Annotated in this window: 14 protein-coding genes; 7 read left to right on the top strand and 7 right to left on the bottom strand. The window is 72.2% G+C overall.

Annotation, left to right across the window (positions count from 1 at the left end; translation table 11 throughout):
* Positions 1 to 11: 11 nt before the first annotated feature.
* Together gdhA and HBO46_RS04355 are read left to right on the top strand one after the other, a co-directional pair.
* Entirely contained in the window at positions 12 to 1,358 is a 1,347-nt protein-coding gene (gdhA, locus tag HBO46_RS04360; RefSeq protein WP_166140200.1) for an NADP-specific glutamate dehydrogenase, read from the top strand.
* 354 nt (positions 1,359 to 1,712) lie between these two features.
* A complete protein-coding gene (locus tag HBO46_RS04355; protein WP_166140201.1) occupies positions 1,713 to 2,837 on the top strand; it encodes a DUF1963 domain-containing protein in 1,125 nt (374 codons plus the stop codon).
* Between the two features lie 109 nt (positions 2,838 to 2,946).
* Here the strand turns inward: HBO46_RS04355 and HBO46_RS04350 are convergent, their stop codons facing one another.
* A complete protein-coding gene (locus HBO46_RS04350; protein ID WP_224769371.1) occupies positions 2,947 to 3,540 on the bottom strand; it encodes a DUF2017 domain-containing protein in 594 nt (197 codons plus the stop codon).
* Position 3,541: 1 nt separating this feature from the next.
* Positions 3,542 to 3,847, bottom strand: a complete 306-nt coding sequence (gene clpS / locus HBO46_RS04345) for an ATP-dependent Clp protease adapter ClpS (protein WP_166140202.1) — start codon at positions 3,845 to 3,847, stop codon at positions 3,542 to 3,544.
* A 17-nt stretch (positions 3,848 to 3,864) separates the two neighbouring features.
* Here clpS and HBO46_RS04340 point away from each other — a divergent pair, with 17 nt between their 5' ends.
* Genes HBO46_RS04340 through HBO46_RS04330 form a run of 3 tightly spaced genes read left to right on the top strand, consistent with a single transcriptional unit; the run spans position 3,865 to position 6,551 of the window.
* Positions 3,865 to 5,175, top strand: coding sequence for a nicotinate phosphoribosyltransferase (locus HBO46_RS04340; protein WP_224769370.1), 1,311 nt, complete (start codon positions 3,865 to 3,867; stop codon positions 5,173 to 5,175).
* 37 nt (positions 5,176 to 5,212) lie between these two features.
* Entirely contained in the window at positions 5,213 to 5,788 is a 576-nt protein-coding gene (locus tag HBO46_RS04335) for a nicotinamidase (RefSeq protein WP_166140203.1), read from the top strand.
* The gene (locus HBO46_RS04330) at positions 5,781 to 6,551 is read left to right on the top strand and encodes an enoyl-CoA hydratase (RefSeq protein WP_166140204.1); all 771 of its coding nucleotides are present in this window, start codon (positions 5,781 to 5,783) and stop codon (positions 6,549 to 6,551) included. Before HBO46_RS04335 ends, HBO46_RS04330 begins: the two co-directional genes overlap by 8 nt.
* 19 nt (positions 6,552 to 6,570) lie before the next feature.
* Here the strand turns inward: HBO46_RS04330 and HBO46_RS04325 are convergent, their stop codons facing one another.
* From HBO46_RS04325 to HBO46_RS04315, 3 genes are read right to left on the bottom strand one after another with little or no spacing between them, the layout of a single operon-like run.
* Entirely contained in the window at positions 6,571 to 7,101 is a 531-nt protein-coding gene (locus tag HBO46_RS04325; RefSeq protein ID WP_166140205.1) for a DUF1697 domain-containing protein, read from the bottom strand.
* A 34-nt stretch (positions 7,102 to 7,135) separates the two neighbouring features.
* A complete protein-coding gene (locus tag HBO46_RS04320; RefSeq protein WP_166140206.1) occupies positions 7,136 to 7,990 on the bottom strand; it encodes an SDR family oxidoreductase in 855 nt (284 codons plus the stop codon).
* Positions 7,987 to 9,324: a cytochrome P450 gene (locus HBO46_RS04315; protein WP_224769369.1), complete on the bottom strand. Its 1,338-nt coding sequence runs from the start codon at positions 9,322 to 9,324 to the stop codon at positions 7,987 to 7,989. Before HBO46_RS04315 ends, HBO46_RS04320 begins: the two co-directional genes overlap by 4 nt.
* A gap of 98 nt (positions 9,325 to 9,422) precedes the next feature.
* On the opposite strand from HBO46_RS04315, the gene HBO46_RS04310 reads away from it, so the two are divergent.
* Positions 9,423 to 10,061 (top strand): TetR/AcrR family transcriptional regulator, encoded by a 639-nt coding sequence (locus tag HBO46_RS04310; RefSeq protein WP_166140208.1) that lies wholly within the window; start codon positions 9,423 to 9,425, stop codon positions 10,059 to 10,061.
* 34 nt (positions 10,062 to 10,095) lie between these two features.
* Here the strand turns inward: HBO46_RS04310 and hppD are convergent, their stop codons facing one another.
* Positions 10,096 to 11,289 carry a 4-hydroxyphenylpyruvate dioxygenase gene (hppD, locus tag HBO46_RS04305; protein ID WP_166140209.1) on the bottom strand — a complete coding sequence of 398 codons (1,194 nt, stop codon included), beginning with the start codon at positions 11,287 to 11,289 and terminating at the stop codon, positions 10,096 to 10,098.
* Between the two features lie 94 nt (positions 11,290 to 11,383).
* Between hppD and HBO46_RS04300 the strand changes: the two genes are divergently transcribed.
* Positions 11,384 to 11,860, top strand: a complete 477-nt coding sequence (locus tag HBO46_RS04300; protein WP_224769368.1) for an Lrp/AsnC family transcriptional regulator — start codon at positions 11,384 to 11,386, stop codon at positions 11,858 to 11,860.
* A 6-nt stretch (positions 11,861 to 11,866) separates the two neighbouring features.
* Here HBO46_RS04300 and HBO46_RS04295 read toward each other — a convergent pair whose 3' ends face one another.
* Positions 11,867 to 13,564 (bottom strand): DEAD/DEAH box helicase, encoded by a 1,698-nt coding sequence (locus HBO46_RS04295; protein WP_243732148.1) that lies wholly within the window; start codon positions 13,562 to 13,564, stop codon positions 11,867 to 11,869.
* Positions 13,565 to 13,595: the final 31 nt, after the last annotated feature.

The raw sequence follows: 13,595 nt of genomic DNA, 5'->3' as shown, positions 1-13,595 counted from the left end.
GAGTTCGTCCCATGGAGAAGCTCGACGACGCCCTGCAGGAGCACTACGCGACGGTTCTGTCGCGCAACCCCGGCGAGCGCGAGTTCCACCAGGCCGTTCTCGAGGTCCTCGAGTCCCTCGGCCCGGTGGTGCACAAGCACCCGGAGTACCTGCACCAGGCGGTCATCGAGCGCCTCTGCGAGCCCGAGCGCCAGCTGATCTTCCGGGTGCCGTGGACCGACGACCAGGGCCGCGTGCAGATCAACCGCGCCTTCCGCGTCGAGTTCAACTCCGCCCTGGGCCCCTACAAGGGCGGACTGCGCTTCCACCCCTCGGTGTACCTCGGCATCGTGAAGTTCCTCGGCTTCGAGCAGATCTTCAAGAACGCCCTGACCGGGCTGCCGATCGGCGGCGCCAAGGGCGGCTCGGACTTCGACCCCAAGGGTCGCTCCGACGCCGAGATCATGCGCTTCTGCCAGTCGATGATGACCGAGCTCTACCGCCACCTCGGCGAGTACACCGACGTCCCCGCGGGTGACATCGGCGTCGGCCAGCGCGAGATCGGCTACCTCTTCGGCCAGTACAAGCGGATCACCAACCGCTACGAGTCCGGCGTGCTCACCGGCAAGGGCCTGGCCTACGGCGGCTCCCAGGTGCGCACCGAGGCCACCGGCTACGGCACCGTCTTCTTCACCGAGGAGATGCTGGCCACCCGCGGGGAGTCCCTGTCGGGTCGCCGGGTCATCGTCTCGGGCTCGGGCAACGTGGCCATCTACGCCGCGGAGAAGGCCATCCAGCTCGGCGCGCACGTCGTCGCCTGCTCCGACTCCTCCGGCTACGTCGTCGACGAGGACGGCCTCGACCTCGCGCTGCTGCGCCAGGTCAAGGAGGTCGACCGCCAGCGCGTCTCGGTGTACGCCGACCAGCGCCCGAACGCCACGTTCGTCGAGGGCGGCCAGGTCTGGGACGTCCCCTGCGAGGTGGCGCTGCCCTGCGCGACCCAGAACGAGCTCGACGGTGCGGCCGCGAAGGTCCTCATCGACCAGGGCGTCCGCGCCGTCGCCGAGGGCGCGAACATGCCGTGCACCCCCGACGCCACCCGCCTGTTCCAGGAGGCCGGCGTGCTCTTCGCGCCGGGCAAGGCCGCGAACGCCGGCGGCGTCGCGACCAGCTCGCTGGAGATGCAGCAGAACGCCTCGCGCGACTCCTGGTCCTTCGAGCACACCGAGCAGCGCCTGCAGGAGATCATGGTCGGCGTGCACGGCCGCTGCGCCGCCGCGGCCGACGAGTACGGCCAGCCCGGCAACTACGTGGCCGGCGCCAACATCTCCAGCTTCCTGCGCGTCGCCGACGCGATGCTCTCCCTGGGCGTCGTCTGACCCGTACGCCGCCAAGCTGACATGGGCCGTCCCCACCGTCGAGTCGGTGAGGACATCTCGATCACCACGGGCATGCATCAGAAGTGCGTGAACTCGATCTATGCCTCTCTGGCGAAGAATCCGTCGAGTAAGGCGAGGGTGGCGCTCGGATTGGATGAGGACGCATACAACAACATGACGTGCGTGCCGCACTCGGAACGTTCGCGTCCGTTGGACGCACACCATGGGGCTGGTGATCCTCGACATCTGCGGGATCAACATCGGCCCGCGACCCACTTCCTCAAGCCGGATCGCCAGTGTTGAGCCAGGGCGAGAGTCGGAGAGCCGGGGTTCGGCGCCAAGCGAAGGAGCACGTTGACTTCGTACGATGACGTCCGCGGATTGTGGGTCGATCACGTGCAGCGCACGCGCACGTGGAGCGAGGGCCGCAGCCACGCCGCCTACTTGAGTCTCGAGCAGCAGGTCGTCGAGATGCTGCGGGGCCAGCCAGAGCTGGCGCCGCAACTACTCGAGGCGCTGAGGCAGGCAGACCCCGAGAGCGACTGGCACTCGTTCCTGTACGCGGTGCTGGTTCCCAACCGGATGCTCGCGATGGAAGACCCGGACGCGTTTCGCGCGCACCCCGAGGTCGCGTTCAGTGCTGAGCAGATGCCGATCCGCGTGGCCGCGGCCTTGGTGCGGGTGACGGCCTTTCCCAAGACCGATGACGAGGCCGAGCTCGCCCGCTACACGCGGTCCTGGTTCGGGGGTCGCCCGCTCGCCCCGGCGGGCGAGGAGTGGCCGCGCAGGGCCGACGGGACGCCGCTCGCGCACGTGGTCCAGGTCGATCTCAATGACGACTGGGAAATGATGCGACCTGAGATTGGGCTGCCGTCCCGCGGCCTGCTGCAGGTTTTCCATGACCTGGAGACCTACGGGAATCCTGAGGACGCCGGCGACGTCGCTTGGCGAGTGCGTTGGTTCGACACCGATGACTTCGATGGCTTTGCCCCGACGGCCCGCCCTGACGATCTTCCCATCCCCGCATGCACCGGCCCCCTGGCGGCCCGGCCGAGTCCGATGGCCACCGTCCCCTCGGTCCTCGACCTCCACCATCCCGACCAGGACACCTGGGATCGATACAAGCGGATCCAGACCTGGCTGGAGAACTATCCCTACACCCACAACAGGTTGATGGCTCCCGACCTGGCAGCCACCAGTTCGCCGTGGGGCGGCGACCCGTCACGCCTCCCACCCGTATCGCGACTCTGTGGCTACGGCTACAACGAGTTCAACCCCGACTACCAGAAGATCCTCGACGCCCAGTTGCCGCTAAGCGTCGGTGACGAGCACGTCATGTTCGCTGACATCAACCCGGGCCAGTTCACCGATGAGGACTGGTTCCACGGCCAGCGACACCTGCAGATATGGATGCGCCGCTCCGACCTGGCCGAGCGCCGCTTCGATGACTGCTGGGCGTTCATCCGCCTCGACGGCTGAGGAGCGACGCCGTGGGTAGGGCGCGCGGTGCCTGCCCGCCTCGCCGTGGGAGGACATCCCCTTGGTGGGACGCGGCCCCTCTCGTGCGTGAGGACGGGCCAGCTCAACCTCAGGACATGAGGGACTGGACCAGCGTCTCCTGCAGGTAGCCGACCCACTCGTAGATGTCGTGGGCGGCGGCGCGGGGGTCGTCGTCGGGCAGCGAGAGCCAGAACTCCTCGTCGCCGTCCTCGATGCCCAGGCGGGTGGCCAGGGCCAGGCGGATGTCGGTGAAGGACCGCATCCAGGTGTGGGCCGTCGCCTCGTCGAGCTCGACGTCGAACCACAGCAGGCTGTCCTCCTCGAGCTCGTCGGGCAGACCGGCGTCCTCGAGGGTCTCGATGATGGTGCTCGCGGCCCGCGCCTTGCCGTCGCGCAGCGTGCCCTCGGTGAAGCGGCGGAACTCGCCGGCCGCCTCCTCGTCCTGGGGGTACGCCGTGGGGAACAGCCGCGCCAGGACCGGGTCCTCGGGCGCCGTGGTGGGCCCGGAGAAGTCCATCATCGCCTCGAACGGGTCCTGGTCGTCGCGCGGGACGGCCGCCTCGTTGCGCAGCAGCTCGACGAGCTGCTGGGCCAGCGAGCGCAGCAGGTCCGCCTCGAAGGAGTGGAAGTTCGCGATGATGCGCCCGCTGCGGCGGTGGCGCTCGAAACCGGTGCTCATCATGTCAGTCGGCCTTCTGCAGCGTCGCCCAGAGCCCGTACTCGTGCATCGCCTGCACGTCGCGCTCCATCTCCTCGCGGGTGCCGGTGCTGACCACCGACTTGCCGTCCTCGTGGACCTCCATCATGAGCTTCTCCGCCTTCTTGCGGGGATAGCCGAAGTAGGTCTCGAAGACGTAGGTGACGTAGGTCATCAGGTTGACCGGGTCGTTCCACACGATGGTCACCCACGGCTTCGACAGGTGGGTGAGGTCATCGGGGACGACCGTCGGCTCGACCTCGACCGGGCTCGCGGCGGACACGTTGACCATGTTGGCACACTGACCCGGTGGCTCCTTCCACCGCGTCCCCGTCGACGCTCCCCTCGACCGCCCTGTTGACCGACCACTACGAGCTGACGATGGTGCAGGCAGCGCTGGCCGCCGGCACCGCCGGTCGCCGCGCGGTCTTCGAGCTGTTCCCCCGCCGCCTGCCCGCGGGCCGCCGGTACGGCGTGGTCGCCGGCGTCGGCCGGGCGCTGGACGCCGTGGAGGCGTTCTGCTTCGACGAGCCCGTGCTCGCCGCGCTCGAGGGCGTGGTCGACGAGCCGACGCTGGAGTGGCTCGCCTCCTACCGGTTCTCCGGGGACGTGTGGGGCTACCCCGAGGGCGAGGTCTACCTGCCCCACTCCCCCCTCGTCGTGGTCGAGGCGCCCTTCGCCGAGGCGGTGCTGCTGGAGACGCTGCTGCTGTCGATCTACAACCACGACAGCGCGATCGCCTCGGCCGCCTCCCGGATGACCTGCGCCGCCGGGGACCGCCCCTGCATCGAGATGGGCTCGCGGCGCACCCACGAGGAGGCCGCGGTCGCCGCGGCGCGCGCGGCGTACGTCGCGGGCTTCACCGCCTCCTCCAACCTCGCGGCCCGGCAGCGCTACGGCGTGCCGAGCACCGGCACCAGCGCGCACAGCTTCACCCTCCTGCACGACAGCGAGACCGAGGCGTTCCGCGCCCAGGTGGCCTCGCTCGGCGCCGACACCACCCTGCTGGTCGACACCTACGACGTCGCCGCGGCGGTGCGCACCGCCGTCGAGGTGGCCGGCCCCGGGCTCGGCGCGGTCCGCCTCGACTCCGGCGACCTCGGGGTGCTGGCCCACGAGGTGCGCGCCCAGCTCGACGAGCTCGGTGCCACCGAGACCCGGATCATCGTCACCAGCGACCTCGACGAGTACGCGATCGCCGCGCTGGCCGCGGCCCCGGTCGACGGGTACGGCGTGGGCACCCAGCTGGTCACCGGCTCGGGACATCCGACCTCCGGCTTCGTCTACAAGCTGGTGGCGCGCGAGGGCGACGACGGCGAGCTGGTGTCGGTGGCCAAGCTCAGCAAGGACAAGAGCTCGATGGGCGGGCGCAAGTACGCCCTGCGCCGGCGCAACGCCCGCGGCGTCGCGGAGGCCGAGGTGGTCGGGGTCGGCGCCGCGCCGGCCGACGACGGCGACGACCGGGCGCTGCTGGTCCCGCTGGTCCGCGACGGCGAGGTCGTCGGCCGCGAGCCGCTGGAGGCCGCCCGCGAGCGGCACCTGCGGGCCCGCGCCGAGCTGCCGCGCGCGGCCCTCAAGCTGTCCCGCGGCGAGCCGGTGATCCCGACGCTGCACGTCTGAGCCCGCGCGGGCCCACCGCCCGTCTAGGGTCGGGACCATGACACGTGCGTTGGTCGTGGTGGACGTCCAGAACGACTTCTGCGAGGGCGGATCGCTGGCGGTGAGCGGGGGCGCGAAGGTCGCCCGCGACGTCGGCGCCCTGCTCGGCCGCTGGTCCGCGAGCGGACCCGACGCCCCCTCCTACAGCCACGCCGTGGCCACCAAGGACCACCACGTCGACCCCGGCGCGCACTGGTCCGAGGACCCCGACTTCGTCGACTCCTGGCCGGTGCACTGCGCGGTCGGCACGCCCGGCGAGGAGCTCCACCCCGACCTGCAGCCGCGCCCCTTCGACGCGGTCTTCCGCAAGGGCGAGCACGCCGCGGCGTACTCCGGCTTCGAGGGGCGCGAGCCCGCCGGCACCGGGCTGGCGGGGTGGCTGCGCGAGCGCGGCGTGGACGCGGTGGACGTCGTCGGCATCGCGACCGACCACTGCGTGCGGGCCACCGCCCTCGACGCGGTCCGCGAGGGGTTCACCACCCGGGTGCTGCTGGAGCTGTGCGCCGGCGTGGCCCCGGAGACCACCGAGGCGGCGCTGGCGCAGCTGCGCGAGGCCGGGGTCGACCTTGTCTGACCTCGAGGTCCATCTCGCCGACGGCGTCCTGTGGCTGCGGATGAACCGCCCCGAGGTCTTCAACGCGCTGAGCGACGAGATGGCCACCGGGCTCGCCGAGGAGCTGGAGCGGTCCCGGGCGCGCGACGAGGTCCGCGCCGTCGTGCTGACCGGCACCGGCGCGGCGTTCAGCACCGGCGCCGACATCTCCGGGGAGGACGCCCACGAGCGCTTCGACGTGCGTGCGCTGGAGGCCGCGAACCGGATCATCCGCGCGGTGGTCCACCTCGACAAGCCGGTGCTCGCGGCCGTCAACGGGGTCGCCGCCGGCGTCGGCTGCTCGGCAGCCCTGGCCGCCGACATCGTGGTCGCGGCGGAGTCCGCGTCGTTCCTGCTGGCCTTCGGCCGGGTCGGGCTGATGCCCGATGGCGGCGCGAGCGCCACGGTCGCCGCCTCGATCGGGCGGGCCCGGGCGATGCGGATGGCGCTGCTGGCCGAGCCGCTGAGCGCCACCGAGGCCCTGGCCGCCGGCCTGGTCACCCACGTGGCCGGCGACGAGGAGTTCCCCGACCTGGTCGCGACCCTGGCCCGCCGGCTCGCCGCCGGTCCCCCGCTGGCGTTCGCGGCGGCCAAGAAGGCGGTCAACGCCGCCACCCTCCCCCACCTCGAGGACGCCCTGGAGCGCGAGCGCACCGGGCAGAGCGTGCTGCTGCGCACCCGCGACGCCGCGGAGGGCATGCGGGCGTTCTCCGAGCGCCGGCGGCCGGTGTTCCGCGGGGAGTGATCGAGCGGTCCTCAGCCGCTCACTCCCGGCACCACTTGTCCACGATCGCCCGCACCACGGTGAGGTTGCGGTTGGTGGCGACCCCGAGGTGCCTCTCCGCCACGGCGTTGGTCAGCCGGGCCTCGTGGTAGTTCGCCCCCAGCATCAGGTGCACCGCGCGGCCACCGACGCGGGCGACCTCCTCGGCGCTGCTGCGCGCCTCGATCGCGGCGACCTGTGCCGGGTCCGGCTCGTGCTTGAGGAACGAGACGTAGTGGCGCCCGCCGTGGCCGAAGGCCTCCGCGTGTGCGAGCGTCTCGCGCAGCTCGGCGGGGGTCATCACGATCGTCGGGACCTCGAAGCCGGCGGCCTCGCGGAACGCCTTCTCCAGGGCCGCCTCGATCCGCGTCCGCGAGCGCATCGCGGTCTCGAAGCGGACGTTGCCGGTGTTGATGTGGGTCGCGACCCCGGCGAAGCCCAGCGACTCCACCGCGGCCACGATCGCGTCCCGGGGGAACTTGCGGGAGGCGCCGAGGTTGATCGCGCGCAGGAACCCGACGTACGTCGTCATGGCGCCATCATCCTCGGGAGCGGCCCCGGCCGCATCAGTGCTGGGACCGCACCCGCGCCTCGTAGGCCGCACGTGCCGACTGGTCGGCGGCGGTGAGCACCGAGTCGGCCCGCATCGCGCGGGCCAGGAGGTGCTGCACCCGCGCGGGCAGCACGAGGGCGCCCTTCGCGACCACCTGGGCGTAGCGCGGCACCCACAGCTCGGGGCGCGGCTTGCGGATCGCCCCCTCGACCACGGCGGCCACGTCCTCGGGGGTGACCGCCTTGACGCCGCGGGCGGCCGGGACACCGGAGCCGAGCTCGGTGCGCACGACGTTCGGCAGCACGACGGTGACGTCCACGCCGTTGGGTGCCAGCTCGCCGCGCAGCGCCTCGCTGAACCCGACCGCGGCGAACTTCGAGGCCGAGTACGTCGCGCCGCCGGGGAGCGGCACCCGTCCCACCGCCGAGGCGATGTTGATGATGTGGCCGTGGCCGCGCGCCACCATCGCGGGGGCCACCGCCTTGGTGCCGTGCACGATGCCGTGCAGGTTGACGTCGACGATCTTGCGGGTGAGCGCCTCCGGCTCCTCCAGCAGCGGGCCGAGCGGCATGATCCCAGCGTTGTTGACGAGCACGTCGACGGGTCCGAGATCGGCGGTCGCGGCGAGGAACGCATCCCAGGAGCTGCGCTCGGTGACGTCGAGCTCGGCGCCGACCACCCGGCCGCCGGCGCGGGCGACCTCGGGGTCCGCGGAGATCTCGGCGGCCACCGAGCGCACCAGCTCGGCGTCGAGGTCGCCGATGGCCACCCGGGTGCCGTGGCGGGCCAGGCGCTCAGCGATGGCCCGGCCGATGCCCCGGGCTCCCCCGGTGACGAGGACGGACAGGGTGTTGAGGTCACGGGTCATGCGGCGCTCCTGGGTGTGGGAGTGAGAGGGGCGAGGGAGACGAGGTCGACCGGCTGGCCGTCCTGGGGGTAGGGCAGCGAGGCATAGCTCAGCGGCGCCCGGTAGCCGGGGTCGACCGACCAGCGGTGGCGGCGCAGCAGGTGGTGCAGGATCGTGGTCACCTCGATCCCGGCGAAGGCCATGCCGAGGCACTTGTGGACGCCGCCGCCGAACGGCTCCCAGGCGTGGCGGTGCGAGCGGTCCTCGCGCCGCGGCTCGGCGAACCGCTCGGGGTCGAAGCGGGTGGGCGCGCTCCACAGCTCGGGCATCTGGTGGCTGTGGTGCAGCATCACCGCGGTGAGCCGTCCGGCGGGGATCCGGTGGCCGAGGACCTCGGTCTCGCGCACGGTGTGCCGGGCGAGCACCGGCACCGGCGGCACCAGCCGGAGGCACTCCTTGACCACCAGGTCCAGCGAGGTCAGCGAGTCGAGCTCGGCCAGCGTCGGGTGCTCGGGCAGCGCGAGGGACTCCTCGCGGCAGCGCTCCTGCCACTCGGGGTGCTGACCGAGGTGCTGCAGCACGGTGGAGACGGTGATCGTCGAGGTGTCGTGGGCGGCCATCAGCAGGAAGATCATGTGGTTGACGATGTCCTCGTCGCTGAACGCCGTGCCGTCCTCGTCGCGCAGCCGGCACAGCACCGAGAACAGGTCCTCGCCGCCGCCGGCACGCTTGGCCGGCAGGTGCCGGTGCAGGAACTCCTCCAGCACCCGCCGCCCGCGGTGGGCCCGGCTCCAGCGGGTGCCGGGCACGTCGGCGCGCACCAGCCCGGTGGCCGCCTGGACGCAGTCGATGAAGGCGCGGTTGATCCGGGCCAGCTCGTCGGGCGTGGCCAGGTCGGCGCCGCCCATGAAGATCTCGGTGGCCAGGTCGAGGGTGAGCGACTTGAGCGCCGGATAGGCGCGGAAGCCCGGCTGCGCGGGCCAGCCGGCGACCCCGCGGGCGACGGCGGGGCTCAGCGCCGCGGCGTACCCCTCGAGGCGCTGGCGGGTGAAGGCCTGCTGGAGGACCCGGCGGTGCTGGTGGTGCTCGCCGAAGTCCAGCAGCATCAGGCCGCGGTCGAAGAACGGCCCGACCAGGTAGCCCCAGCCGGGGCCGCTGGCGAAGTCCTTGTCCGCGTTGCGCAGCGCCTCGGCGCAGGCGTCGGGGCCGAGCAGGATCGTCCAGCGGCGGCCCAGGAGGGTGATCTCGGAGACGGGACCGTGCTGGTCCCAGCGGCGCTGCATGAACCCGGGAGCGTCCCGCACGTAGGCGAGCGTCTCGCCGAGCAGCGGCAGGGCCAGCGGGAGGGAGGGCATCGGGACTCCGTTCGGTGGGGAGTCGTCAGTGCTGGTTGGCATCTGACAGGGAGGCCTGTCAGTTTTGACGCGGGGCCCCGGGATGTCAAGGTCTTCCTGTGACCCAGGCAACGGACGGCGACGGCGGCACGAGGAGCTACGGCGGGCGCAGTGCGGCGCAGCGGGCGGCCGAGCGCCGGGCGCGGCTGGTCGCCGCGGCGACCACGCTGCTCGGCGAGCACGGTGAGCAGAAGGCCACCATGACCGCGATCTGCCAGACCGCCGGCCTGACCGAGCGCTACTTCTACGAGAGCTTCAAGCACCGCGACGAGGCCCTGGTGGCGGCGTTCGACGAGGTGTGCCGCGAGCTGGCCGCCAGCGCCGTGGCGGCGGTCGAGTCCACCGACGGCGAGCCGCTCGACCGCACCCGCGCCGCGCTGCGGGCCGCGATCGACGTGCTCGTCGCCGAGCCGGCCAAGGCCCGGGTCGTCGTGATCGAGTCCAGCGCGAGCGCGCCGCTGCGCGCGCGTCGCCGCGAGCTCGTCGCCTGGTTCGCCGGAGTGGTGGCCGACGAGGCGCGCTCGATCCTCGGCGACCTGGCGCAGCCCGACGAGCGGCTGCGCGTGCACGCCACGTTCTTCGTCGCGGGCCTCGCCGAGCTGGTGGTCTCCTGGCTGCACGACGAGCCCGGCATCACCCCCGAGCGGCTGGTCGAGGTCGGCAGCGACCTCTTCGTGGCCGTCGCCCGCCGCGACTGACGTCCGCCTGACATCCGGCGACGACGACGGCGGGTCACAGGTTGCCGCGCAGCTCCTGCTCGCGCTCGATGGCCTCGAAGAGCGCCTTGAAGTTGCCCTTGCCGAAGCCGAGGGAGCCGTGCCGCTCGATGAGCTCGAAGAACACGGTCGGGCGGTCCCCGATCGGGCGGGTGAAGATCTGCAGCAGGTAGCCGTCCTCGTCGCGGTCGACCAGGATGCCGCGCCGCTTGAGCTCCTCGACCGGCACCCGCACCTCGCCGATCCGGGCGCGCAGCTCGGGGTCGTCGTAGTAGGAGTCCGGGGTGCTGAGGAACTCCACGCCCTGCTCGCGCATCACGTCGACGGCGCGCAGGATGTCGCCGGTCGCGAGGGCGAGGTGCTGGCAGCCGGCGCCGTCGTAGAACTCGAGGTACTCATCGATCTGGGAGCGCTTCTGGGCGATCGCCGGCTCGTTGAGCGGGAACTTCACCCGGTGGTTGCCGCTCGCGACCACCTTGCTCATCAGGGCGGAGTAGTCGGTGGCGATGTCGTCGCCGATGAACTCGGCCATGTTGGCGAAGCCCATCACCCGGCGGTAGAAGTCCACCCACTCATCCATCCGGCCCAGCTCGACGTTGCCGACGCAGTGGTCGACGGCCTGGAAGAGGCGCGCCGGGTGGTCCGCCGGGCGCACGACCGAGGACGTGCGGGCGACGTAGCCGGGCAGGTAGGGACCGGAGTAGCGCGACCGGTCGACCAGCGTGTGCCGGGTCTCGCCGTACGTCGCGATCGCGGCCAGGCGCACCGTGCCGTGCTCGTCGGTGACGTCGTGCGGCTCCTCCAGGATCGTGGCGCCGGACGCCCGGGCGTGGTCGATGCAGACGTCGACGTCCGGCACCGCGAGCGCGAGGTCCACGACACCGTCGCCGTGGCGGCGGTGGTGCTCGATCAGCGGGCTGTCGGGCGAGACCGCGCCGGACAGCACGAACCGGGCGCTGCCGGAGCGCAGCACGTAGGACTTGTGGTCGCGACAGCCGGTCTCCGGGCCACGGTAGGCCTCCAGGTCCATGCCGAGCGCGAGCTGGTACCAGGCCGCCGCCTGGGTCGCGTTGCCGACGACGAACCCGACGGCGTCCATGCCGGTGACGGGGAACGGGTCGGACTCGGCGTCGTACTCCACCAGCCCCACCAGCTGGCGCAGCTGCTCGAGGGTCAGGTCGGCCTTGATCTCGTCGGGCGTGAGGGTCATGGTCGCAGGGTGTGACCTGGACTACAGGTTGTGCAACTGTGGCCTCCAGAACTGGACAGACTGCCCGATCGGGGCGGTCGGGACGGAGGATTCCGTGGACGATCTGGACAGGCGCCTGCTCGACCTGTTCGCCGCCGAGCCGCGCGTCGGCGTGCTCGAGGCCTCCCGCCGCCTCGGGGTCGCCCGGGGCACGGTGCAGGCGCGGCTGGACCGGCTGGAGGCCTCCGGGGTCGTCACCGGGTGGGGACCCGAGGTCTCCCCCGCCGCGCTGGGCCACCCGGTGTCGGCGTTCCTGACCCTGGAGATCCGTCAGTCGCCCGACGCCGGCGGCCACGAGGCCGTCGGGGCCCACCTGGGCGCGATCGCGGAGGTGCTGGAGGCGCACACGATCACCGGCGCCGGCGACCTGTGGGTGCGCGTGGTGGCCCGCTCCAACGCCGACCTGCAGCGGGTGATCGACGCGGTGCTGGCGCATCCCGCGATCGTCCGCTCCGCCACCGTGATCGCGCTGGCGACCCAGGTGCCCTACCGGGTGCTGCCGCTCGTGCGCGCGGCCCTGGACCCGGCCTGAGCCGGATCAGGACGACTTGCGTGCCGCCCAGTCGCGCACCCGGTCGATGCGGGCGCGCAGCTGCTCGGCGTTGGCGATCGCGGCGGCGGGACCGCCACACTCCTTGCGGAGCTTGGCGTGGGTCATGCCGTGCGGGGTGCCGGTGCGGTGGTACCACGCGGCGACCAGGCCGTTGAGCTCGCGGCGCAGCACCGCCAGCTGCTCGTGGGTCGCGACCTCCGTCAGGTCCTCGGAGGCCCGCTTGGCCTCGTCCACGCGGGAGGCCAGCGCGGACTTCTGCTTGCGGGCCCGGTCGCTCTGGCGCTGGCGCAGCAGGTCGCGCATCTGGTCGGCCTCGAGCAGGCCGGGGATGCCGAGGAAGTCCATCTCCTCATCCGAGCCGACCTGCACCTCGCCGGCGTGGCCGAACTCGCCGCCGTCGAAGAGCACCCGGTCGAAGCGTGCCTCCGAGCCCAGTGCCTCGAAGGAGGCGAGCAGGTCCGAGGAGGCCGACTCGGAGGCGTTGGCCGCCTCGAGCAGCCGCTCCTCGGGGGAGAAGATGTCGTCCTCGGTGCGCACCTTCTTCTGCAGCACGTGGTCGCGGGTCACCTCCATCTCGGAGGCGAAGGTGAGCAGGTTGGGCACGCTGGGCAGGAACACCGACGCGGTCTCGCCGCGCGAGCGGGATCGCACGAAGCGACCGACGGCCTGGGCGAAGAACAGCGGCGTGGAGGTGGTGGTCGCGTAGACGCCGACGGAGAGGCGCGGGACGTCGACGCCCTCGGAGACCATGCGCACCGCGACCATCCAGCGGCTGTCGGACTTGGAGAACTCCGCGATCTTCTTCGACGCGGCCTTCTCATCCGAGAGCACGACGGTCGCGGACTCGCCGGTGATCTGGCGCAGGGTCTTGGCGTAGGACCGGGCGGAGTCCTGGTCGGTGGCGATCACCAGGCCGCCGGCGTCGGGGACGTGGCGGCGCACCTCGGAGAGCCGCTTGTCGGCGGCCGCGAGCACCGAGGGGATCCAGGAGCCCTGCGGGTCCAGCGCGGTGCGCAGCGCCTGGTTGGTGAGGTCCTTGGTCAGCGGCTCGCCGAGGCGGGCCGCGATCTCGTCGCCGGCGCTGGTGCGCCACGACATCTCGCCGGAGTAGGCCATGAACAGCACCGGGCGCACGACATGGTCGGCCAGCGCGTCGCCGTAGCCGTAGGTGTAGTCGGCCACCGAACGCGCGACGCCGTCGGGGCCGGGCGCGTAGGTGACGAACGGGATCGGGTTGATGTCGGAGCGGAACGGCGTACCGGTCAGCGCCAGGCGGCGGGTGGCGGGCTCGAAGGCCTCGCGGACGCCCTCGCCCCAGCTCAGCGCGTCGCCGGCGTGGTGGACCTCGTCGAGGATCACCAGGGTCTTGAACCGCTCGGTGCGGATCCGCATCGCCAGCGGGTTCACCGCGACACCGGCGTAGGTCACCGCGACGCCGACGTAGTCGCCGGAGGTCTTGCCCTTGCCCGCGGAGTACGTCGGGTCGATCGGGATGCCGGCCCGCGAGGCGGCCTCGGCCCACTGGGTCTTCAGGTGCTCGGTCGGCGCGACCACGATGATGCGGTCCACGATCCGGCGACCGAGCAGCTCGGAGGCCACCGAGAGCGCGAACGTGGTCTTGCCGGCACCGGGCGTCGCCACGGCGAGGAAGTCACGCGGGTGCTCGGTGAAGTACTTCTGCATGGCAGCTGCCTGCCACGCACGCAGGGACGGC

This window comes from Nocardioides ochotonae, from assembly GCF_011420305.2.
GTDB classification, from domain to species: Bacteria; Actinomycetota; Actinomycetes; order Propionibacteriales; family Nocardioidaceae; genus Nocardioides; species Nocardioides ochotonae.
This window is presented reverse-complemented; position numbering and strand designations above follow the sequence as displayed.